Genomic DNA, 22,828 nt, shown 5'->3' with positions numbered 1-22,828 from the left:
ATCATTGCCTCTTGCCACCGGCCCTCAGCTCCTGGGCTATTTCGTTATATTTCCTCATAGAATCTGTCTTACCCATTGCCTGATAGGTAAACGCCATATTTTCGTACGACGAAAGGAAATTAGCATCTTTAGAGATCGCGATGTATAAATTTTTCAAAGAAGAGTCGAATTTCCCTTGCCTCATGTAACACAACCCAAGGTTAGCATACGCGTTTACAAAGTCCGGACTGCGCGCTATAGACCTTCTACAGTACATTATAGCTGTATCATATTGATTCCTAACAAAGTACACACCCGCCAGGTTATTCATCGCAATTACAAACTTTGGATTCAATTCCAGCGCTCTTTTGTCATGCACCTCGGCAGAATCGTATCTCCCAAGCTTGAAGAAAGCATCCCCTATCGCGGCATGGGCGTCGTCATACTCCGGGTACACATTTAACGCCGATCGCAGATACACGCAACCTTCCTCTATTATCTGCTTTACCACTACCGGATTACCCTCCGTCTTTGCCTTTTCTGTAACCAGCTCCGTACCCAGGTAATAGTTTACCCTGGCATCATTGGGCGTATGCACCACATCTGCCCTGAACAACGTTTCATTACTCATCCAATCTTTATTACGCCCTGAACTGATAACAAAGTAGATAAGGCATATCGGCACTATTATAGCTAATACCTTGCCCGATGTAACTGCAGCCATACCTGTATTCCCCCCCATCAGGAAGCGCTCTATAAGCAACGCTAGAACAAGGCAAAAGCTCATTGACGCAAAGAAAACAAATCGCTCGGCCATAGCAGCACCTATTATAAATGGAATATTGGAGAACAGGGAAATGGTGATCAGGAAGAACAGGATAGCAAATGCAAACGGATCTTTCGGGCTTTTTATAAGTTTATAGGTACCAAAACCACCTAACAACAGGTAAAATGCTAATGATATTATTACCCCAATATTGCCAAAAGTTACAAATGGAATGCTGTTATAGGAGTAATCGCAGATCAATGGATACGGCACAAACAGCAATTTCACGTACTGCCCAAGGATCAATATCTCCGTGGCCAATGCCGATGTTCCTTTTGGTGGAACTGTAAGGAAGTTGTCCATGAAGGTGACAAAAGAGTCCGTATTAGCATCGTAATGGCTTAATACAGCAAATCTTATTCCCAGAAATAACAACGCTACTACCACTGCAGACACTGTAATATAAATGCTTCTCATCTTGTTTTCATTCCGGTAAAAGAAGAAGATCAGCGGTATAACTGCAAGAAAGGTAATAACGGTTTCTTTTGATAGAAACGACAAAAAGAAGCACAGTGCACCTAATAACAACTGCTTTATTTCACCCGTTTTAGAATATTTCAGAAAGACATTCAGACTTACAAAAGCAAAGAAAAAGCACAGCAATTCATCCCTACTCTTAATATTCGCAACTACCTCGGTATGAATGGGATGTAAAGCAAACAGCAATGCCGCAATAAATGCAACGGCCATCTTTTTACCATCAAACAATCCATTAAGAAATATAAACAACATGCCTACACCACTTGCAAATACAACCATGTTCATAAAGTGACCTAGTGTAGGAGAACCGCCACCCAGATCTGATTCAATAGCAAACATTACCAGCGATAGCGGCCTGTACAGATCGTTATGGGTTATAAACCAGCCCCTCCTGTAGGGAGTAGTGAAGATCTCGCCAATTGCAGATATCCCCTTAGTAATGATCCTGTTGTTCTTGATAACGGTAAAATCATCCAGCACATAGCCATTACTCAGCGTATTGAAGTAGACCAGACACGCTATGATACCCAGCAAAATAGCAAGTTTGGTTTGGAGCGAAAACCTGGCGGGTGTTTCGCTTTTCGGAGTAGCTGACACCTTAGGTACGCTAGCCGGTCTTTGTATATTTTGTTGATTTTGCTTCTTTGCCATTTGTATTGCTTCGCATTTTGCCTAAGGTATATACCTTGGCTGTTAATTGAGATAGTTTATGGCCTTGCCGGAACTTGCGGACCTGTATTTTTGATCTTATACACCCGCATTATCGTGCTATGACAAAGGCTTATCTCATACTGTATGTTATTAGACGGGTAATCGCCCGGATGCATCCTGAAATTAGTAAGGAAATAGTCTGATTTCTCGGGCTCATTGACCAGAACAAAGCGTTTACGCACCTCTTTCGGTAACATCATTATGTTGTTATTCAATGGGAATGCCCAGTTGCCGCTAACCTTGATAACAGAAGAAGTATCAGACTCCGCTATCTGGTCCAGTGCTTGTTTAAAGCTGCAACCCCAGTATTCCATGTCATAGTTATTACGGAGATACTCATCATCTTGCTTTACCAGCGCGTTAAAGTATACCTGCTCGTGCGGATGGTTCAGTATCATGAAGTTGGCAATAAGCAATATCTGCAATCCACACGCTGCCAATATCACCATTTTCAGCTTGGTCACATACAGACGATTGATAAAATACAATCCCACCAGCACAAAAGCCGGATATACGAAGTACAAGTGCCTCCAATCATCATAAATTACAGAGTGCATACCAATAATGGCCACTACCGGCGCTATGAAGCATAGCACATAGAACAGAAAGTTACGTTCGTTGCCATTTTTAATATAGTTCTTTGGGTTGGTTACGAAGTTGAATATGATCCATGCCATGCCCGCAAAACCCGCTATAAGCCATAGAATAGGCGTAGAAATAATGAACCAGGTAGGAAAATAGGTCCATGGCAATTGCGTAGCGGGAATGAACTTACCCTCAAACAGTACCGCACCTTCAAACTTAAAGTGAGCCAATGCCACAAAGCTCTCAATGAACTTAGCCACAGGCGCCTTCCACAGATATGGCCAGGCAAGGTACAACAGGCCGGTAAATCCTGCTGTAAATACTCCCATGTTAATGAGCGTTTTTGTTGGCTTTTCCTTCTCCTTTATGTTCATGATCAGATCTACCAGGAACAGCAAGCCCACCAGCAAACCGTAAACAATACCCATAATTCTTATACCGGTGCCATACCCAAGTGCCATACCCGCCAGCAGAAACCACCACCATTTTTTCTTATCAAATGCTATCTGAGTAAACGCTAACCCAATGAGCACCATACACATGTACGGCAAGTCCTTACTGTTGAAATACGAGTGTGCATAGATACGCGGCGCAAACGCAAACATGATAAAAGCGATACACGCCACCCATTTATCCCTGAATAGCCTGTAGGCAAGCACATAACCTGCAAATGCACTCAAAAGGAACACAATATGGGTCACCAAGTGGCGCATTACATAGATCTCTCTGCTATCGGTAATCTTCATCGACTTTTCAAACATCAACAGCAGCAACTCAAAACCGGCTCCGTGATTATCCGTTTCCTTCAGGAAAAGGTCTTGATTACCAAAGAATACATAATTCCAGCTCATCATTGCCGGCTCCCTTTGCAAGGGCTCATCCCAGCCCATACCATAGTCTTTATAAACTATCAGCCCTAGTATCAGTGTAAATACAAACAGTAAGATCCCGGGTATGTATGGCTCTATTTTACTTTTCATAAATGTTGTATGGTATTTTCTCGTGTACAGCTTTGTTAAAGCCTATAAAGGTAAAAAAAATGTCGACTTAAATTTTTTGATGTTAAACTACTAAAATCAGTGCATTCGGGCATAAATATTAGCCGAAGGGAATCCCGCTGATTTTCTATTGCACTCGCTTTATTTCCAACTTTGCAAATCCTCTCAAGTATCTGCTCCCGGCGTTTATGTCCGACATAGAAATAACAACTATTGCTTCCTCCATTGATTCTATACCCTGCCCATCCTTGTCCGTGATCACGTAAACATGATTCCCCACATCCGTGTTCATCAGTTCATTCCACGAATAAACGTTTTTATATCCATCCGTCGCCTCCAAGATCACAACAAGTTCACTGTAGTACTTTGGTTTATCCACCTTTACGTGCACGCTATCTAATAGGGTCTTCAGTAGCACGCCCTTCACATTTTTTGCGGTCTTTTTATCCTGTCCTCTGTGATTTTTGATCACCACGTCGCCCAATGACACCGCACTATACTTCCTGATCGCTGCAATATCAAAAACAACCTGCTTTTCTACCTCACCTTGTACAATAAACTGATGCGAGGCATCAACTTTGTGCTGTGCATCCACCGAAATACAAAAAAATACAGACATGAGTACGCCTAGAATACCTGACTTCAAAAACACCATACATTCAATTTGGTGCAAAATAAAAAACCTCTGCAAGGTTTGCAGAGGTTCTCAAATATTTATTGTAATAAAAAATTATCCTTGTAATGCTGCTGCACCGCTCACGATTTCCGTCAATTCAGTTGTGATCGCCGCCTGACGCGCACGGTTGTAGCTGATCTTCAATGCTTTCAGTATTTCACCGGCATTTTCGCTCGCCTTGTCCATAGAGGTCATACGTGCTCCGTGCTCAGATGCATTAGCATCCAATACAGCCTTGTATACCTGTGTGTTCAATATTTTCGGCATTAACTCCAGCAACAACTCATCCATAGATGGCTCATAGATGAAGTCTACATTCTTAGCACCTGCTTTCTGCTCTACCTTTGGTATTGGCAGGTAAGCTTCTGCGGTAAATACCTGTGTAGCCGCATTTCTAAATTGACTATAAACCAATTCTATCCTGTCATACTCTTTTCTCAAAAATGCATTTTGCGCATAAACAGCAGCACCACGCACACTTTCAAAAGAAAGATTAGAAAATATGTTCCAGTAATCGCTTACTACATTGTAACCCAACTTCGTAAAGAACTCGAAACCTTTCTTACCTATAGGTAAAATAGTCACGTTGCCTTTTTTGAACTGCTCAGGGTATTTTTCATTGATCACCTGGCGGGTAAGCTTTATAACGTTGGCGTTATAAGCACCGCACAGACCACGGTCACTGGTTACAGCAATCATCAATACACGCTCTGTAATACGCTCTTCAGCCAGTGGCATACTTACGTCGCCAGATACGCTGCTAACTATATTACTCAGCATTTCCTGCAGTTTCTGCGAGTAAGGGCGCATCTGTATGATAGCATCCTGTGCACGACGCAGTTTAGCCGCACTTACCATTTTCATGGCCTTAGTGATCTGCTGGGTAGACTGTACTGATTTTATACGATTCCGAACCTCTTTGAGCTGTCCTGACATATTATTTTAAATAACTATTGTTGAATTTGGCTGCAAAGTTATCCCTTACTGGTCAATTATACAAAAGTAAACAACGATATTTTCCTGAGAATGTGGTTATATTTCATTGTCACCACCCCAGCGTATCGGCTATATCCCCTATAATACCCAGTTTGCCTGCACCACGGCTACTTCTGATCTTTATTTTAACCCCGGTTTTATAATTGGCAGTAAATTCATTGAAAGCTGCGGACAGAGTATTGACTACATAACAAGCGGTATGTGCTTTGCTGACTACGAACGGAAAATATTCCTGAAAACTAAATTTTCTATTCTTTTTGTCAGTTAGAACAATGCGCGCATTGCCTCTGTAAGGCTCCCAAACCTCAAATTTAGAAAGGTCTTTAAAGTAAAATTCCTGAACTTTTTCCGTCTGTACGGCGTATTTCTTTATCATTTTGATCATTACTTTATCCCTGTATATGTCCACTTCAAGCGGGCGACGGAATAAAACAATGAAGAACCAATAGACACCAACAATCTCTGCCAATACCAACCCAAGCGCCACTATTACCCCAACAGCCGATAACTCTTCATAGAGAGCCAACAAAACCAAACCAAAAAACAACGCATTTACCGTAGCTATCAGAATTCCCCCAAACGACAACCATCCATATACCTTCAACGCCCTGCAATGTATTGCATCAGTAGTATTATCAACTACTTTAGGGAAGCCAGCCGAGCTATCAGCAACTACGTTTTCTTTATCAGAAACACTCGGAATAGTTGCATAATTCACCGGCTGGCCACTCAAAGCTTCATTAAATGCTTCAGTAAAAGCAGAAAATTCTATCAACGACCGACGCCGGAATAATCGCCCGCTAAGCTTCACCTGCGTTCCATTCTGCAAATACAGGATCAGCGACTCCGGTCTTGAGCCAACATATAGGAGTTTATGATTTTTCAGCTCACAGTTACTGAAATGGAGGGTATTGCCACGGGTGCCGGTCAATTGCAAATTGCCGTACTTGAAGCTCGCAGCATATTTTTTAGATCCTGCTTTCTTGGCAAGGTGGTAGCAACCCAGGAATAATATAAACCACGAAAAAATGAGCGCTATACCTAGAAGATCCTCATCTTCTATGAGCAATACAAATAGCACACAGGAGGTAATGAACCCAATGAAATAGAAAAGAATATAGAAGGCAATAATTCTGGCAGTGCTGGTTATATATACAGTATATGCTGTCATCTTATGCGCAAACTCGGCAGGACATCAAAATGAAAGTAACATCGACAAATAGATACATTCATCGATGTCAATTCCAAATATTAACATTTAAATAGTTTTTATTCCAATTATTCCTAGCCAGCTACTGCCAGCTGCTTGGTTTCCATACCCAGTTTGGTCACAGTAAGGAAGCATTGTCCTGTCGCTGAATAAGTGATCAATTTCATTTTTTTCAGGCTTTCCAGGTGTATGCGCAGTGTTGCACGACTAACTCCCGCCTTGGTTGCAATAGCTTCAAATGATACAAATCCTTTAGAAGGCGCATCCTGAACGTATAATTTTATTGTGGAAAAAACATTACCCAATTCCGGCATAATTATTATTGATTTTTATAAAGTTAGCCTTTTTACGGCACATTACCTACTACCGTCTATCCCCCAATTCCGCATTTTGTTAAAAATCAGTGCATCATCTTACCGTTATCACAGTTATTAGGTAATTTACGTGCATAATATATATGATGATGAAATTGCGGTTACTGGCGGCAGCAATAGCCTGTATTTTACTTTCTTTACCGGCACAGGCATCCAAGCTGTTTATCCCTATGGATCCTGAAGGCCAGGCCAACCACCTGAAGGCTTACGGGGTGGCATATGAGGCGCTGAAAGAAGGTATGACACTCGACTGGTTGCTCAACTACAAAGGAGGCAGCTTTTGCATGGATGATGCCGCCACATTGGTGCGTCTTTGCAAGTTGCGGGGCGTAAGCTATGAGATCATCAGTGAGGAAAAATACCTGGGAATAGTGACTGAAATAGCAAATCCCGATTTTAACGGGGATGTAATTAAACTGGAGAAAGCACCTAAAATAGCCGTCTACACCCCGCCCAACAAAGAACCATGGGATGATGCTGTAACAATGGTACTCACCTATGCCGAAATTCCTTTCGATAAAGTTTATGACGATGAAGTGCTGGGTGACGACCTGCACAAGTACGACTGGCTGCACCTCCATCACGAGGATTTTACCGGCCAGTATGGTAAATTCTGGGCCAGCTTCCGCAATACCACATGGTATCAGAACGATCAGCGATCAGCCGAAGCTATGGCAGCAAAACACGGGTTTAAAAAAGTATCTCAGTTAAAACTGGCTGTGGCTAAAAAGATCCGTGATTTCGTAGCAGGTGGCGGCTTTATGTTTGCCATGTGCTCCGCTACCGACACTTACGACATTGCACTTGCTGCCGATGGCACCGACATATGCGATGTACCCTTCGATGGCGACCGCCCCGATCCTGCCGCGCAATCTAAACTTGACTACACCAAGTGCTTTGCCTTTAAGGACTTCAGTCTTTACACCGACCCTATCCATTACGAATACTCAACCATAGATGCCACTGAGATACACCAGGGCCGCATACCCGTGAATACCGATTATTTCAGCCTGTTTACGTTCTCTGCTAAGTTCGATCCGGTTCCTGCTATGCTTTGCCAGAACCATACTACAACAATAAAAGGCTTTATGGGGCAGACAACAGCATTCCGTAAAGAAGCCCTAAAATCGAGCGTACTGGTAATGGGCGATTTCAAACCGACCAACGAAGCCCGCTATATACACGGAGAATATGGTAAAGGCACCTGGACATTCTACGGCGGCCACGACCCTGAAGACTACCAGCACAACATCGGCGACCCTCCCACCGAGCTTAGCCTCCACCCCAGCTCTCCCGGCTACCGCCTGATTTTGAATAATGTGTTGTTTCCTGCCGCTAAGAAAAAGCCAAGGAAGACGTAGAATCATTTTTTTAGATTTTCTACCTTTGCCATCTATTAGACCAAAAAATCTACCTTTATTGCATCAGAAAACCTCAACATTGTACTAGCTTTCCTGAAAACGCTGGAAAACAGAACTTCATCGGCCGAACTCGATCAGTTTTATCACCCCGATATTCTGCAAACAGAATACCCAAACACCCTTACAAAAAACACTGCCAACCGCACTTTCGATGTACTGAAAGATGCAGCCGACAAGGGTAAAATAGTGTTGCAGAAGGAAACCTACGAAGTGGTGAACAGCTACGAACACAGTAACACAGTAATAATTGAAGCTATTTTCAGGGGTACTTTAGCTATTCCTGTTGGTAACATACCTGTAGGTGGGGAAATGAAAGCTTATTTTGCCCAGTTCTATGAATTTAAAGATGGCAAGATCATCAAGTGGAGAAACTACGACTGCTTTGAGCCATTCAGTTAATATTAAGCGGGTCGCTACAATTAAGTAGCGACCCGTTTGTTTTCACAGCAGCATTACTTATTTATTCGTCACCATCCCCATCACCTTAAATTTTACATTACCTTTTATCTGTAATACGATCACCGGTTCAGATGCATCCGACATCACTGTCACCTGCTTGCTGATAGGGCCTGGGCGCTGCAATGTATTGTAAGTAACATGTATCTTTCCCTTCTTGCCGGGCAGTACCGGTTCATGATCCCAAGCAGCAACAGTACAACCGCAAGACCCCACTGCCTTATTAATTACAATTGGTTTCTTCCCCTTGTTTTTAAATACAAAATCATATTCAGCCATAGGTCCTTCAGGCACCTCACCATAGTCATGTACCAATTCATTGAACGCCATTATACCTGCGTCGCTGGTGGCGTTTATTTCTGCTTTGGTTTCCTGCGCATAAGTAGCAACTGCTCCCGATAAGATCAGGCAAATGGTCAACATCATTAACTTTTTCATGTTTGTTTTGTTTTATGATTAAAAAATGGAAAAAATAGGCAAAGGCGGGGCTACAACAGGCGGGGCCTATAACGTAAATAAACATCGTCTTGTAGATTTTATCGTATCACCCACGCGACAGCGTGGACATTTTATCTCCCTATCACTTGGAGAGGGCCAGGGTGAGACTCCCTTTACTACTGAATGATCACATCCCCGTAATGGCTGTCAATAGTTATTTTGCGGGGCGAATTATTGTCATTGCAATCGGTATCAAAGAACCCCGCCATCATATCACACTTCTTTTCTCCGGTAAAACATTGCAACATTTCCTCTGCCGATCCCGGCTGCGTCTCAGAATTAATAACTATTGTTTCTCCGGTGGCCACCTTCTTTATGCGTATCTCGTCAACGGTTACCGTACAGCCATATCTTTCCGGGTCGGTATACTTCAGTGGCCCCGCCTGGTCAGGCTCCAACGTGCGGCAATCAGCTACTGCCGCAGGCGCCTTGTCTTTACACTTCACTGTCTGGGATATGCATATCTCAATTGCACACTTAGTAGCATTACAAATAGCCTCGGTGCTTTTACCATAAGTACCGGTCACCAGAGCCATGGCAGATATAGCTTGTAATGGTCTATTGCTGATGAACGTAGCTCTTTTCACTTTGGTTGGCGAAGAAACGGAAGCAATTTGACGGGGTTCGGCTGCAGAAGTCACACCCCCATCCATTTCATTAGCTGCTTTCTTTACTATCGTATCAGGTAATGTATTGGTACTAGAAGCGATCTCATTATTCCGAGGTGACCTGGTATTATTTACAAACAATAAGTAACCACCAACACTCACTACCAGCAGCAACATTGCCGCTACCCTCATCCACTTATAGTCGGGCACGCTACGTGGTTTCATTTTACCCGATAATACCTTCCACTCAGCCTCCTTATCAAACTCCGGAAAGAGTTCTTTCAGGCTGGCTGTATCCATTTTTTGCTGCAAATATTGTTCTTCGTCATGTGTCATTTTGCCGCTCATTTTAACTATTTATCAAGATCTTACTTTTCAATATCGACTTGGCCAGGTGCAGTTGGCTCTTCGATGTACCCTCACTTATCCCCAGCGTTTGTGCTATTTCCTTGTGCGTTTGCCCTTCAAAAATGTATAGGTTAAAAACTGTCTTGCAACCCGCAGGCAATCCATGTATCAGCAATAAAATTTCCTTCGCGTTCATCTCCTCTACTATATGCTCCTGAGCCGCTATTTCCGTGTGGTATCGCTCATCATCTGTACTTTCAAACGTCAGTCTGTTCTTCCTTAAAAACATCAGGCAATAACTCACCACTATCTTTTTCAACCAGGCCTTCACACTTCCCTCGCCTCTATACTCAAAATCCGAAATGCTGTTATAAAATTTCAGGAACGCATCCATCAACACTTCCCTTGCATCTTCTCTATCACTAATATATCTCATGCACAGCACCATCATATCCTCCACATACCGCATGTATAGGATCTTCTGCGCCTGCTCATCTTTTTTCTTGCACCGGGTTACCAGCAGAGCCTCGTCAGTATTAGTATGTAGGTCTATTCTCAATAGTAGTTGCTGTTATTATACTTCTAAATTTACGCCTAATAATCTGCTTCACTTATATCCCTTACTATACTAAATGCTAAATCTTGTAAATGGTTGGATGAACCTGAAAAATAACATAAGCGAAAAGTCAGATGAAACAATTTATTTATCTTTGCAAGGTAAACATCTGCTACTATGCTAGTAAAGGAAGCCGCCATCGATTATAATAAACAATACATTACCATACCTGAATACCTGGAGATGGAAAATGCTGCAACTGAGAAGCATGAATACTATCATGGCGAGGTCTTCGCTATGTCCGGTGCCAAAGGACCACATAATCACGTGTTTACTAATTTTTTCGGAGCTTTGGCGTATATGTTAAAAGGTAAATCATGCAAGCCTTTTAGCAGTGACATGCGTATTCACATTCCTAAGAATTCCCTTTTTACCTATCCGGATATTTCAGTCATTTGTGGAGATTTGGAAAGTCTGAACGATGATGATTTCAACTTTCTCAATCCAACTTTGCTTGTTGAAATTCTATCACCATCTACAAGGTCATACGATAGGGAAGCAAAATTCAAGCTATACCGCGACATCTCTTCACTCAACGAATACACCATTGCCTACCCAGAGAACAAATCAATTGAAAACTGGTACATCAACGCCAATGGCAACTGGGAACTCAATGAATACAACGACATTACCGATTCGCTCTACCTGCACAGCTTGAACATTGACATTCCATTACTGGATATTTTTGAAGGTGTGTAACAGACTTCTTCCTTTTATCTGATCGTGAAAGTAAAAATGGGCCTTTATTAAGAAGCCTTACAAGCAGTTTCCGCCCCAATCAGATTGAATCACTCGAGCTAGACTTCCTCTGTAACATTATCTCCGCCAGCGGAAGATATTCTAGTCGTCAAAATATTATTGGCTGACGCCTCCCTTACTGATTCAGGTCATCGCACCATACTCCACTATATGCTATTATTGCAGAAGGACTTTCAGAAATCCGACAAACTGTCTATAAATCAATTCATTATATGACATTTTTTCAGTATTTTATTTTTGGAACAGTTTTTAAGCATATAGTTCAAACACTAAATACCGAGTATCATGAATATGAACAACTTCACAATAAAAGCACAGGAAATTGTACAACAGGCACAACAACTGGCTTTCAATCACCAAAGCCCCGCTATTGAAACAGCCCACATCCTGCAGGCACTGCTAGATGATACTGAAGGACCTGTTACCTACCTACTTAAAAAGAACAATGTCAATATACCATTTGTAGAAAGCAAATTAAAAGAGCAGTTGGCTAAAATGGCCAAAATGCAAGGTGGCGAACCCGGCCAGAACATTGGTCGTGATGCCAATAGTGCACTGCTGCGCACTACCAATATTATGAAGACCTTCAGTGACGAATTTGTCACTCCAGAGCATATCCTCATTGCATTGTTGCAGGTGAATGACGATACGGGTAAATTGCTTAAAGATGCGGGCCTTTCTGAAAAAGGATTGGTCGCAGCAATAAAGGAATTGCGCAAGGGCAATACTGTAAATTCTCAAACCTCAGATCAGCAATACAACTCGTTACAGCGCTATGCCAAAAACCTCAACGAGATGGCCGGCAACGGCAAGCTCGACCCCGTAATTGGTCGTGATGAAGAGATACGCAGAACACTGCATATCCTCAGCCGCAGATCTAAGAATAACCCGATTTTAGTGGGCGAACCGGGTGTAGGTAAAACAGCTATCGTTGAGGGTCTGGCACATCGTATCATTAATGGCGACGTACCCGACAACCTGAAATCAAAGATCATCTTCGCACTGGATATGGGCGCATTGATGGCAGGCGCCAAATATCGTGGTGAGTTTGAAGAAAGACTAAAGGCGGTAATAAAGGAAGTGACCGAAAGCGATGGCAATGTGATTCTCTTTATAGACGAGATCCACACCCTCATAGGTGCCGGCGCGATGGAAGGTGCGATGGATGCGGCTAACATCTTAAAACCTGCTCTGGCTCGTGGTGAACTCCGCGCAATTGGTGCCACTACCCTTACTGAATACCAGAAGTATTTTGAAAAAGACAAAGCACTAGAACGCCGCTTCCAGCGCGTGTTTGTAGATGAGCCTTCTGTTGAAGATGCCATATCTATTCTCCGTGGATTGAAAGACCGCTACGAAAGCCACCACCAGGTTCAGATAAAAGACGAAGCTATCATAGCTGCAGTGGAACTGTCGCACAGGTATATAACCGATCGTTTCTTGCCCGACAAAGCCATTGATCTCATAGACGAAAGTGCAGCCAAGCTGAAGCTGGAGATCAACTCTATGCCCGAGGCTCTGGATGAACTGATACGTCGTATCCGTCAGCTGGAAATTGAGCGCGAGGCTATTAAGAGGGAAAATGACGAGGCAAAACTCAAAGAACTGAACCAGGAAATATCTCTGCTCAGTGTGCAACGTGATACATTGAAAGCAAAGTGGCTGGAAGAAAAGGAAATGGTTGATAAGATCAACAAAGCGAAAAACACGATAGACCACCTGAAGCAGGAAGCTGAACAAGCCGAACGTGAAGGCAACTATGGTCGGGTAGCCGAGATACGCTATGGCAAAGTGCAGGAGCAGGAAGCTATTGTAGATGCCATGGTGAAAGAACTTAATGAGATAGACACGCATCACAAGCGCCTGCTGAAGGAAGAAGTGGATGCTGAGGATATAGCAGAAAACGTTGCTAAAGCTACAGGCATACCGGTACAGCGTATGTTGCAGAGCGAGCGTTCTAAACTACTGTTGCTGGAAGATGAATTGCACAAACGGGTGATAGGCCAGGATGAAGCTATAGAAGCAGTAGCTGATGCTATACGTCGTGGCCGTGCAGGCTTGCATGATCCACGCAAACCAATTGGCTCATTTATATTTCTGGGCACAACCGGTGTAGGTAAGACCGAACTGGCAAAGGCTTTGGCTGAGATCCTGTTTGATGACGACAGTATGATGACCCGAATAGACATGAGTGAATACCAGGAAAAGCATAGCGTAAGCCGTCTTGTTGGTGCACCTCCGGGATATGTTGGCTATGATGAAGGTGGACAGCTCACAGAAGCTGTACGCCGCAAACCATACTCAGTTATCCTGCTCGATGAAATAGAAAAAGCACATCCTGATGTATTCAACATATTGCTACAGGTACTCGATGATGGTCGCCTGACAGACAACAAGGGCCGTGTGGTCAACTTCAAGAACACCATCATCATCATGACCAGCAACACTGGTAGCCACATTATACAGGAAAACTTTGCCAACATAAAAGACGGCGATGATATCCACAATGTAATGGAAGCTACCAAAGACCAGGTAATGGATGTGCTGAAGGCCAATATGCGCCCGGAATTCCTGAATAGAATAGATGACATCATCATGTTCCACCCGCTGATGCGCAAGGAAATAAGAGGCATCATCAAGATACAACTGGAACACCTGCGCGAACAGCTGGCGCAACAAGGCATAGACCTGCAGTTTACCGACTACGCCCTCGACTACCTTGTAAAGCGTGGATTTGATCCTCAGTATGGTGCAAGACCATTGAAGAGAGTCATACAAAAAGACCTCATCAACATGCTCAGTAAGAAGATCATAGCCGGCGACATAGACAAAACAAAACCAGTGCTCATCGATGTATTTGACGACGTAATTGCCATGCGCAACGAAACCGCCAGCGATGCAATGCTGAAGTCATAATAGTAAAAAGTGTGTGAATAGCAAACCATGGGGCGCAGAAGCGCCCCATGGTTGTTTTAACATTTTGCTACTTTCCAACAAAACACCAGAAGAATAAAAATTCTTATCTTTATAAAAAAGGTGCTGTGCAGAATACTTATCATATCGTCGTAAAAAAGGAATACGCGTCTGCAATTATTGAAGATTTGCAAAAACTTGATGCAGTAGAACTTATTCCTGAAAGTTCATTTGAAATTCCTCATTGGCAAATTGAAGAAGTTCTAAAAAGGAAGGAATACTACAAACTACACCCGGAAGAGTTGGTTAGCTGGGAGGATGCACAAAAAATGATAAAGGTAGATTAATGCAAGAGTACAAACCTATTCTAACTCCACGTGCGATCTCAGAGATTCAAAAAGCAGTGGACTACTATAACGGGCAATTGCATGGTTTGGGCAAACGATTTTACCAGGATTTCAAAAAACAAGTAAAAGCAATTTCTACAAATCCTTTCTCCAGAGCAGTTCGATATAATGATATTCGTTTTGCAGTTTTAGACAAGTTTCCATACGCAGCACACTATACTATCATAGATAAAAACATAGTCATTCTTGCTGTGTTATCAATGTATCAAGACCCGCAATCAAACTGGGTAAATTATTAAGCACTAATTCTTTATCCTCCCAACACAAAATGCGGATTATAAATCACGCCCAGTGCATTACCCCACGGGTCTTTTACTGCGCCGACAATTATGCCTGCGCCTACTTCGTTGGGCACCTCATGTGGGGTGGCACCGGCGGCTATCATTGAGTCGTAGGTGGCTTGTACGTCATCAACGCCCCAATATATTGCTATGCTGTTGGGCTGGCTATCATTGCGGGCCTCGGTTGGATGCAGACCCAGTTCATAACCTCCTACATTGAAGCCAACATAAAATGGCTCATTGAAGTAAGGCTGTATGCCCAGCACTCCTATATACCATTCTGTAGCCTTAGTTACATCATCAACAAAATAAATAGCGGTGCGTAACCCATGAAACCGTGCTGACATAATTTTTACCTCTTTAATGCTACCAAATTAATTAAACAGTCAAAGTACTATGAACTATTTGCTATCTACTTCTTAATAAACACTAACCTTGCCCACACTTATAGATGCACCATTATTACAGTATAAACGGAACACATAGATACCAGGCGCCAGGTTATCTGTAGCTGGCAATGTTGCGGAAGAGTAGGCCTTTACTACCACACCCTTCATATCTATCAACTCCAGTTTATCGTTTGCATTTAGCGTCAATGCGAACCTCAACGCCCCCCCACCCTGCGCTATGATGGCACCAGGAATAGTACCGGAGATGTTATTAACGCCTATAGTGGTAAGGCCAATGTGAACAGTATCCGTTAATGTTTCAGAAAAGCAGCTATTGCTTACAGTATGCGACACGGTGTATGTACCGTTGTTGGTGTATATGTGTGATGGGTTACCAGCAGTATCTGTTGCCATATCTCCGAATGACCACGAATCAGCGGAAGGAACCGATGAAGTACTAGTGTAGCTTACAGTGCTACCTGAAGTGGAATGAGTAAAGCCTGCATAAGGGTAATGGCCGTGTTGCTGCCACAGATCCATACTATCAAATACCACCTTATCTGCTATGCGCTGTAAGAGGTGTGCATCTGTTGTTGAAAGACCAGAAAGATATGAGGCGTTCAATGTTGGCTTATGGAAGATAGAACCATACAATACGCAAGACTCCAGATAAGAACCGGGAACAAGTGGGTGCGAACTATCTGAAATAAACAACCATGGCGTGTAAGCACTATCTACCATTATTTTAAAGGCCATACCTACCGGTGCAACAATAGCATTATTATTCAATGCCATTTCCATATAGCTTTCTCTCAGTCGCTGTTGCATCCCATCGTAAGTGCAGATAGCAGGATAACTACCGCAATTCATAGGATCGCCATTAGCATGGCCCCACGTCATCATGAACATGGTTTGCGTGCAACTATCGTTGGCATGAACCATACTATCCAGGCGGGCAGCATATGGGTAAGTATCTGTAGCTACCTGCGATGGAGGAAAGGCCGGCATTTGGCTTTGCTCATGTATCACCACAAGATCCCACTGCTGCGAGAATATTTTGGTAATGGTATTAGCATAGACCGTATGCTGTTGTAAGGTATACCCACCAGGATCAGACTCATCATAGACCAACGTATCACCCAATGACGTGGTCAGGGACTGTAACATCAATGGCATGTTATTGGTATAGGTATAGCTGTTACCTATAAAGAGAACTTTCTTTTTGGTAGCAGTGGCTGTGGCTGCCAATAAAACAGCAACAACGATAAGGAGTAGATTTTTACGCATAATTATTACTTATCTAATAGAGCAAATATAGGCAGTTATATTATTTTAGTTTTCGTTCAATAGCTGCCCGGTACAACACTTATTTTTTCTTCTCGTCCTGGAGCTTCTTCATATCCAGAATTTTCTTTTGCATTTTTTCATTTCTTTCTCTTTGCTGCATTTCACTTCTTGCTCTCGCTTCCTTCATCTTCTGTTCCCGCAACATCATTTCCTGCTCAGCATTAGGAAGCACAGGTTGCTCATCGCTGTTCATCATCATCTCCTTTATATACTTAACAGGCGCACTGCCGTAGCTGAGGAACTGTGTGTGAAACTGTTTCAGATCAAACTTCCTTTTTTGTTTATTTTTCATTTCCTCCCTCAGGTCATATATTTCGGTGTAACCGGTGAAGTAGCAGCAAAGCTGCACCTGTGTAACAGACACCCTTTTCCACTTACCCATTGCCTCGGTCTTTTCCTGAAATGCATCTTCCATTAGTAATTTAAGCGCGTCTTTCTGACTCAGATTCTTTGTATGTACATCATAATCCAATATGGTATTGCAGGTACTGCGCAGGTTCCACTTATAGTACATCAACCACATTTCGGGCGATGCTTCATCACTGTCTGGTCCCTTATCACCATCATACCCGTTTTCGAGCATCATGCGCTCGGTATAGACCGCCCACCCCTCTATCATGGCATTATTACCTAGTATAGATTTGATAATGCTTGGAGACTGATTGGCATATACCAATTGTGTGTAATGACCGGGTATAGCTTCATGAATGTTAAGTATCTGAAGTATATAATGATTGTACTCTCTCAGGTAACTTTCAGATTTTGCGGCACTCCAGCCATCAAGGCTACCTACATTATAATAGGTATTGCCATTACGGTCATAAGGGCCGGGAGCATTTATAGATGCTCCTGCTACACCCGCCATATAATCAGGCTCCCTGCGCACCACCAGTGGCTTTGAAGGGTCAATATAGATGAGTTCCTTCTTCTTAATGAAGTTGGTGAGCATTGGTAATTGCTTTTCAATAGTTGTCTGGAAATCCTGCGGCCTCACATGCTTTACAGACAATGTATCTATCATCATCTTTATTGCCTGCAGTTTATTCTCCGGCATTTTTACTCCCTTCAGATATTTAGGCCACAACTGTTCTGTGATCTCAAACATTTTGGCATGCAGCTCTTCTTTGTGTGCTACTGCTTTTGCATAGATCTGATCGGCAGTATACCCTGACTGGATCTCAAAGGCAAACTTCTTATCATAGAGTTGCTTACCTATCCTGAAACTCCGTCCTCCATTTTGGCTTTGTGCCGATTGCTTTTTATCAACACGGCCTTTGGCATCACGACCATCGCGGCGCAACCATTGCACATAACCTTTTATAGATTCAGTAGCTTTTGCTGCTCTTGCAAGTATCTTGTCTTTCTCTTCTTTAGGCAATTTACTCTTGGCAAGTGCATCTTCCAGGTCTTTACCAAATACCGAAAGACCACCGCCATTCTGCTCCATGGCCAGGTCTGTGTGCTCCCTTGTTGGGTTTTTAATATTTGCTTTTGCAGCCTGATAGTATTCAGGAACGTGCTCCATTTTCACGTAGAAGCTATGCAATCTTCTATCGAGGGGCATGTGATCATTGGCCAGTAACTCGGCAAAACCACCGGAAACATTGTAAGTAGAAGGATCCCACTCGAATGCCCTGAACTCCTGTATATTGAAAATGGAATAGTTGAGCTGATTTTCCATCAGGTGATAGTCGATCTTATTGAGGTCACTCAGCTCGTCCATCTTAAAGCTATGGAGAGCTGACAGGTTGCGCATGCAAAACTCCCTTTCCTTTTGTCTTGATCGCTCATCGGGGATGATCAAAGCAGTATCGTACTTATGAAAACCCACACTACTCGCCCAACCGGGGTAAACGACCCACATCTGCTGTATGAACTGCTCCTTATATAGGTTAAATCTCTCGTCCATTGTCTTCTGAACCGGTTTGTGGGCCATTGGTTGCTGCGCATGGATAGTTGTACAAAAGCTAACCAGCATTATTAATAACAGTACTTTCTTCATAAATAATGTTTCCGGATCAAATTTAGGTCTATTATACACATCAACCGCCGCCACAGGGTATATGGGAATTCACGGATCATGAACAAACGTTTATTTCATGGTCACATAATTATCTATAGGCAATCTTTTGGCTATAGACCGGGCAAGTGTCATTTCGTCGGCATATTCCAGTTCGCCGCCAAAGGCTATGCCGCGGGCAATGGTGGTAATGGTGACCGGCAGGTCTTTGAGCTGGCGGGCTATATAATATACCGTAGTATCGCCTTCTATGGTTGGACTGAGTGCCATGATCAATTCTGACACCTCGTTATTTTTAACTCTTTGGTGCAATGTGGAAAGATTCAGCTGTTCGGGGCCCACGCCATCGAGCGGAGACAGGATGCCACCCAATACATGATACAATCCACTAAACTGTTGCGTACTTTCAATTGCAATAACATCGCGGATGTTCTCCACCACACAGATCTGGTTGCGGTTCCGGCCCGGATTAACGCAAACCACACACACCTCACTATCTGCAACATTGTGGCATTCTTTGCAAAAGCGGATACCATGGCGCATGCGGGATACGGCACCGGTAAATTCATCTACCTCCTGCTCATCCATCTTCAGCAGTTGCAACACCATGCGCAATGCTGTTTTCTTTCCTATGCCCGGCAGCCTGGAAAATTCCTGTACCGCGTCTTCTATCAGTTTCGATGAAAATATCATAATTGTTACTCCGTTGGCAAAGTTCAGTTAATTTATTAAACCAATGGTCAATGGAATGAAATAATATCAGTTATCACACCTGCCCCTTACCTGCCTAGTTGAGGTTTTCATATCTAATTAACTGGCAAATATTTTTTAAAGCAATTCCGCTACTTGAACCCTGTATATACTATAATTATATTATACTCTTTCAACCAGATAAATCGTTATTCGGGGTACTGCTATATTTTTATTTGCTTTAGGCATATTCTTATTTATATTTGTAGTGAATTCACTTTAATTTATTATGAAAATAATCTATACTAAAGGGCGAGTATTATTTACCTTATCATTGCTTGTTGCACTTCTGGGTGTAAACTTCAATGCATTGGCAACGCCTCCCTGTACCCCTCCGACCCTCTCTGCTACCCCTACAGATATGACCTGCCACGGCACAACTAACGGCAGCGTTTCTTTAACTGTTTCCGGAGGCTCACTTCCGTACAGCTTTTCATGGACCAGCTCTACAGGCTTTATGTCTACCAACCAGAATATATCGGGTCTTGATTCCGGTTCGTATACAGTTGTTGTTACCGAAGGCGGAACTTGTACCAGCACCACAACAGTGATCGTTTCTGAACCGGCACCACTGACCGTATTTACCGCATCAAATGCACCTTTCTGCCCGGGCGGTACGCTTACATTGTATGCGACACCAACAGGCGGAACCGCAGCATATGCTTACTCATGGAGTGGACCAGCGGGCTTCAGTTCTACTGACCAATCGCCTAACATACCTGCAGCTACAGCTGCTAATAATGGTGTCTACAACCTATTGGTTACAGATGCGCACAGCTGCACAGTACCGAGCACCTTCTCTGTATTGCTTTACCCAAGTCCGGTCGTTAACCTGGGAGCAGATGCTTATATCTGCGGATCAGGCGGATCTACCACACTGAACGCTGGCAACCCCGGCAGTACATATGTATGGAACACATCGGCTACTACACAGATCATTACTGTAACTTTACCAGGCAGCTACTGGGTAACAGCTACTAATTTTTACGCATGCTCTGAAAGCGATACCAATAACGTATCTGCCAGCCCATATGTAACGCCCACAGACACTATTCATGAATCGCTGAACAACATATGCTTTGGTGTACCGGTAACCTTTACTGCTACAGTTACTAACGGAGGCACTAACCCAAGCTTTAATTGGAGCAAGAACGGTCTTTTCATATCCGGTGCTACCAACAGTACTTACACTGATGCGGCGTTGAACAATGGTGATTATATTGTCAACCGTGTTACCAGCAACTTCCCTTGCGCGCTGCCGGTGAATACTGTGTACTCAGATTCCATTTTTATGGGCGTAACCGCCAATTTACCTGTTTCAGTTACAATGACCCATACACCAGACACCGCATGTTCCGGCACACCTGTTACTTTTTCAGCCACAGGAGTTAATGGCGGCGGCGGTCCGTCTTTCCAGTGGATAAGAGGCGGCGTGGTTGTGGGCAGTGGCACCTCATATACCTACTCACCAACAACTACTGATACGGTTATTGTAAATATGGTAAGCAGCCTGGTATGCCATCAGCCAGACACTGCAAGAGATACTTCAACTTTCGTTATTTACCCGCATCTTATTCCGTATGCTTCTGTGTCGTTTTCACCAAATGATACAGTTGCCTACCTGGGCGCTGTTGTTACCTTCTTCTGTGCATCTACTTACGCAGGCACTTCACCTACGTTCCAATGGTATGTAAACAGGGTAGCTGTAGTCGGCGCAACCAATTCTTCTTATGCACGTCATGTCTATGAGAATGATACAGTAAGATGCGTTGTTAGGAGCAATGCTATCTGTGCGATACCTAATAAAGATACCAGCAATGCCGTGATCATCTACGCTTCTTTCCTTGATGTAACTGACATCAACGCGACGGGCAACGGCGTATCATTATTCCCTAACCCAACAGCGGGTAATTTTACACTCACCGGTGCTGTAGGTGTAAGGAATGATGACGAGCTGCAGATAGAGGTTATGGACCTGAAAGGAAGTGTAGTCTATCGCAAATCCATAGCATCGCAGAGAGGGCAGATCAATGAGCCGCTGAACCTTGCGGGACAGTTGGCCAACGGGGTTTACTTCCTGAGGATCATATCGGATGCAGACCAAAAACAATTAAAACTGATCATTAACAAGTAAGGTTAGTGAATAATATTTTTGAAAAGGTGCGGCTGGTGTCGCACCTTTTTTTGGTGTTGGGGCGTTGTGCACTAAATGAGAACCGTTAATTTTTATCGTCACGAGCGCTGCGCCAATTCTCGCGAGAGGGGATGACAAGAGTCTATATGACTGATGCCCGATGGAAATGAAAATAATATCGGGCATGGAAAATTGATAAAATAATCATAGTCAATTAGTTATGAAAAAGGCCAATGCCCGATCGTGCCCGATTTTGAGTGGACCGGTAAATGCAGTTGTTTTACATCAGCTTATTTGCACTAATTCCATATTAGTGTAGTAGTGCCCAAAACGAATACGTCCTTTCGTGAGATTGCTTCGCGAAGGGCTCGCAATGACGGCCAGAGGAAGTTTTTGAAAAGTGGCAGTTTTTCGTAAAAGTGGCAGTTTTGTTCGAGGGATATGGGGTGAAGTGCTTTGTGGGTTGGCGTTTCAGGGTATTTCAACAAACTGCTACATTCTGCCACTTCCTGCCACTTTCTGCCACATGCTGCTACTTTTTTTCGCAAGCGGACGCTTGAATACCTTAGAACGAAGCGAGACGCTTCGACCAGTTTTTGGTGTTCGGGGCAGAGACCCGTTAATTTTTGTCGTCATGAGAGCGTTACGCTAACTCTCGCGACAGTGTGATACTAGCTCATTCGGCTTGGAGACGCAATTATGCGTCTCTACCAGAGTTGTCACTTGTTGTTGTCACTGCCTCGTCCTTAAATAGGTTTACATGTTAGTTACCGCCCGGCCGCATGTGGAGACGCAAAATCTTGCGTCTCTACGAACGTATCGATATAAATGGACCTACATATGGTTGCGCACAACCGAAAAGGATTACCCTTACGATGTGAGGGAAGTAATAAAACGAATACATCCAGTGCGAAAGTCAGGGGTTCGAGGGCCTCACCCTGACATTCGGGTATAGTTAAGATGATAAGGTTCAAGATGTCAAAGATCGGGGGGCTTTTCGCCTGATTTGAGTGTAAATTAATACGGGAAAATGACCTGATAAAATA

At 43.3% G+C, this 22,828-nt stretch carries 20 protein-coding genes; 7 read left to right on the top strand and 13 right to left on the bottom strand.

All coding sequences use genetic code 11. From position 1 onward, the window contains the following. Nucleotide 1: 1 nt before the first annotated feature. The 6 genes from CJD36_RS14910 to CJD36_RS14885 all read right to left on the bottom strand — a co-directional run bounded on the left by CJD36_RS14910 (nt 2) and on the right by CJD36_RS14885 (nt 6,775). On the bottom strand, nt 2–1,936 hold the full coding sequence (locus CJD36_RS14910; RefSeq protein ID WP_105039995.1) for a tetratricopeptide repeat protein: 1,935 nt from the start codon (nt 1,934–1,936) through the stop codon (nt 2–4). Between the two features lie 56 nt (nt 1,937–1,992). Beyond that, the gene (locus tag CJD36_RS14905) at nt 1,993–3,561 is read right to left on the bottom strand and encodes a phospholipid carrier-dependent glycosyltransferase (protein WP_105039994.1); all 1,569 of its coding nucleotides are present in this window, start codon (nt 3,559–3,561) and stop codon (nt 1,993–1,995) included. Between the two features lie 145 nt (nt 3,562–3,706). Beyond that, nucleotides 3,707–4,234 (bottom strand): hypothetical protein, encoded by a 528-nt coding sequence (locus CJD36_RS14900; protein WP_105039993.1) that lies wholly within the window; start codon nt 4,232–4,234, stop codon nt 3,707–3,709. 75 nt (nt 4,235–4,309) lie between these two features. Then, nucleotides 4,310–5,191, bottom strand: coding sequence for an ATP synthase F1 subunit gamma (atpG, locus tag CJD36_RS14895; RefSeq protein ID WP_105039992.1), 882 nt, complete (start codon nt 5,189–5,191; stop codon nt 4,310–4,312). A 109-nt stretch (nt 5,192–5,300) separates the two neighbouring features. Continuing rightward, nucleotides 5,301–6,422: a hypothetical protein gene (locus CJD36_RS14890; RefSeq protein ID WP_105039991.1), complete on the bottom strand. Its 1,122-nt coding sequence runs from the start codon at nt 6,420–6,422 to the stop codon at nt 5,301–5,303. Nucleotides 6,423–6,535: 113 nt separating this feature from the next. Beyond that, entirely contained in the window at nt 6,536–6,775 is a 240-nt protein-coding gene (locus CJD36_RS14885) for a helix-turn-helix domain-containing protein (RefSeq protein ID WP_105039990.1), read from the bottom strand. A 149-nt stretch (nt 6,776–6,924) separates the two neighbouring features. Here CJD36_RS14885 and CJD36_RS14880 point away from each other — a divergent pair, with 149 nt between their 5' ends. Both CJD36_RS14880 and CJD36_RS23990 read left to right on the top strand, forming a co-directional pair. Next, a complete protein-coding gene (locus CJD36_RS14880; protein WP_170067828.1) occupies nt 6,925–8,196 on the top strand; it encodes an asparagine synthetase B in 1,272 nt (423 codons plus the stop codon). Nucleotides 8,197–8,253: 57 nt separating this feature from the next. Beyond that, nucleotides 8,254–8,655 (top strand): nuclear transport factor 2 family protein, encoded by a 402-nt coding sequence (locus CJD36_RS23990; protein ID WP_105039988.1) that lies wholly within the window; start codon nt 8,254–8,256, stop codon nt 8,653–8,655. Between the two features lie 57 nt (nt 8,656–8,712). On the opposite strand, the gene CJD36_RS14870 is transcribed toward CJD36_RS23990, so the two are convergent. The 3 genes from CJD36_RS14870 to CJD36_RS14860 form a co-directional block, all read right to left on the bottom strand. Then, nucleotides 8,713–9,150 (bottom strand): DUF1573 domain-containing protein, encoded by a 438-nt coding sequence (locus CJD36_RS14870; RefSeq protein ID WP_105039987.1) that lies wholly within the window; start codon nt 9,148–9,150, stop codon nt 8,713–8,715. A 176-nt stretch (nt 9,151–9,326) separates the two neighbouring features. After that, a complete protein-coding gene (locus tag CJD36_RS14865; protein WP_133162657.1) occupies nt 9,327–10,154 on the bottom strand; it encodes a hypothetical protein in 828 nt (275 codons plus the stop codon). A gap of 13 nt (nt 10,155–10,167) precedes the next feature. Then, nucleotides 10,168–10,725 carry an RNA polymerase sigma factor gene (locus tag CJD36_RS14860; protein WP_105039985.1) on the bottom strand — a complete coding sequence of 186 codons (558 nt, stop codon included), beginning with the start codon at nt 10,723–10,725 and terminating at the stop codon, nt 10,168–10,170. Between the two features lie 174 nt (nt 10,726–10,899). Between CJD36_RS14860 and CJD36_RS14855 the strand changes: the two genes are divergently transcribed. The 4 genes from CJD36_RS14855 to CJD36_RS14840 all read left to right on the top strand — a co-directional run bounded on the left by CJD36_RS14855 (nt 10,900) and on the right by CJD36_RS14840 (nt 15,100). Continuing rightward, the gene (locus CJD36_RS14855; RefSeq protein ID WP_105039984.1) at nt 10,900–11,481 is read left to right on the top strand and encodes a Uma2 family endonuclease; all 582 of its coding nucleotides are present in this window, start codon (nt 10,900–10,902) and stop codon (nt 11,479–11,481) included. A gap of 351 nt (nt 11,482–11,832) precedes the next feature. Beyond that, a complete protein-coding gene (clpB, locus tag CJD36_RS14850; protein WP_317047172.1) occupies nt 11,833–14,457 on the top strand; it encodes an ATP-dependent chaperone ClpB in 2,625 nt (874 codons plus the stop codon). A gap of 47 nt (nt 14,458–14,504) precedes the next feature. Continuing rightward, nucleotides 14,505–14,801: an addiction module protein gene (locus CJD36_RS14845; RefSeq protein WP_105039982.1), complete on the top strand. Its 297-nt coding sequence runs from the start codon at nt 14,505–14,507 to the stop codon at nt 14,799–14,801. Beyond that, on the top strand, nt 14,801–15,100 hold the full coding sequence (locus tag CJD36_RS14840; RefSeq protein WP_105039981.1) for a type II toxin-antitoxin system RelE/ParE family toxin: 300 nt from the start codon (nt 14,801–14,803) through the stop codon (nt 15,098–15,100). The genes CJD36_RS14845 and CJD36_RS14840 overlap by 1 nt, the downstream gene beginning before the upstream one ends. Nucleotides 15,101–15,111: 11 nt before the next feature. On the opposite strand, the gene CJD36_RS14835 is transcribed toward CJD36_RS14840, so the two are convergent. The 4 genes from CJD36_RS14835 to recR all read right to left on the bottom strand — a co-directional run bounded on the left by CJD36_RS14835 (nt 15,112) and on the right by recR (nt 19,591). Continuing rightward, on the bottom strand, nt 15,112–15,489 hold the full coding sequence (locus tag CJD36_RS14835; RefSeq protein ID WP_105039980.1) for a VOC family protein: 378 nt from the start codon (nt 15,487–15,489) through the stop codon (nt 15,112–15,114). Between the two features lie 72 nt (nt 15,490–15,561). Continuing rightward, entirely contained in the window at nt 15,562–16,818 is a 1,257-nt protein-coding gene (locus tag CJD36_RS14830; protein WP_105039979.1) for a PKD domain-containing protein, read from the bottom strand. Between the two features lie 79 nt (nt 16,819–16,897). Continuing rightward, nucleotides 16,898–18,880: a DUF885 domain-containing protein gene (locus tag CJD36_RS14825; protein WP_105040323.1), complete on the bottom strand. Its 1,983-nt coding sequence runs from the start codon at nt 18,878–18,880 to the stop codon at nt 16,898–16,900. A 90-nt stretch (nt 18,881–18,970) separates the two neighbouring features. Continuing rightward, complete coding sequence (gene recR / locus CJD36_RS14820; RefSeq protein WP_105039978.1) at nt 18,971–19,591, bottom strand: recombination mediator RecR; 621 nt, start codon at nt 19,589–19,591, stop codon at nt 18,971–18,973. Between the two features lie 286 nt (nt 19,592–19,877). Here recR and CJD36_RS14815 point away from each other — a divergent pair, with 286 nt between their 5' ends. After that, complete coding sequence (locus CJD36_RS14815; RefSeq protein ID WP_105039977.1) at nt 19,878–21,782, top strand: T9SS type A sorting domain-containing protein; 1,905 nt, start codon at nt 19,878–19,880, stop codon at nt 21,780–21,782. The last annotated feature ends 1,046 nt before the right edge of the window (nt 21,783–22,828 follow it).

The organism is Flavipsychrobacter stenotrophus (assembly GCF_002954265.1).
GTDB classification, from domain to species: Bacteria; Bacteroidota; Bacteroidia; order Chitinophagales; family Chitinophagaceae; genus Flavipsychrobacter; species Flavipsychrobacter stenotrophus.
This window is presented reverse-complemented; position numbering and strand designations above follow the sequence as displayed.

Coding starts and splice junctions, on each gene's coding strand:
- CJD36_RS14910 (WP_105039995.1), bottom strand. CDS start 1,936: ATGGCAAAGAAGCAAAATCAACAAAATATACAAAGACCGGCTAGCGTA.
- CJD36_RS14905 (WP_105039994.1), bottom strand. CDS start 3,561: ATGAAAAGTAAAATAGAGCCATACATACCCGGGATCTTACTGTTTGTA.
- CJD36_RS14900 (WP_105039993.1), bottom strand. CDS start 4,234: ATGGTGTTTTTGAAGTCAGGTATTCTAGGCGTACTCATGTCTGTATTT.
- atpG (WP_105039992.1), bottom strand. CDS start 5,191: ATGTCAGGACAGCTCAAAGAGGTTCGGAATCGTATAAAATCAGTACAG.
- CJD36_RS14890 (WP_105039991.1), bottom strand. CDS start 6,422: ATGACAGCATATACTGTATATATAACCAGCACTGCCAGAATTATTGCC.
- CJD36_RS14885 (WP_105039990.1), bottom strand. CDS start 6,775: ATGCCGGAATTGGGTAATGTTTTTTCCACAATAAAATTATACGTTCAG.
- CJD36_RS14880 (WP_170067828.1), top strand. CDS start 6,925: ATGAAATTGCGGTTACTGGCGGCAGCAATAGCCTGTATTTTACTTTCT.
- CJD36_RS14870 (WP_105039987.1), bottom strand. CDS start 9,150: ATGAAAAAGTTAATGATGTTGACCATTTGCCTGATCTTATCGGGAGCA.
- CJD36_RS14865 (WP_133162657.1), bottom strand. CDS start 10,154: ATGACACATGACGAAGAACAATATTTGCAGCAAAAAATGGATACAGCC.
- CJD36_RS14855 (WP_105039984.1), top strand. CDS start 10,900: ATGCTAGTAAAGGAAGCCGCCATCGATTATAATAAACAATACATTACC.
- clpB (WP_317047172.1), top strand. CDS start 11,833: ATGAACAACTTCACAATAAAAGCACAGGAAATTGTACAACAGGCACAA.
- CJD36_RS14845 (WP_105039982.1), top strand. CDS start 14,505: ATGGTTGTTTTAACATTTTGCTACTTTCCAACAAAACACCAGAAGAAT.
- CJD36_RS14840 (WP_105039981.1), top strand. CDS start 14,801: ATGCAAGAGTACAAACCTATTCTAACTCCACGTGCGATCTCAGAGATT.
- CJD36_RS14835 (WP_105039980.1), bottom strand. CDS start 15,489: ATGTCAGCACGGTTTCATGGGTTACGCACCGCTATTTATTTTGTTGAT.
- CJD36_RS14830 (WP_105039979.1), bottom strand. CDS start 16,818: ATGCGTAAAAATCTACTCCTTATCGTTGTTGCTGTTTTATTGGCAGCC.
- CJD36_RS14825 (WP_105040323.1), bottom strand. CDS start 18,880: ATGAAGAAAGTACTGTTATTAATAATGCTGGTTAGCTTTTGTACAACT.
- recR (WP_105039978.1), bottom strand. CDS start 19,591: ATGATATTTTCATCGAAACTGATAGAAGACGCGGTACAGGAATTTTCC.
- CJD36_RS14815 (WP_105039977.1), top strand. CDS start 19,878: ATGAAAATAATCTATACTAAAGGGCGAGTATTATTTACCTTATCATTG.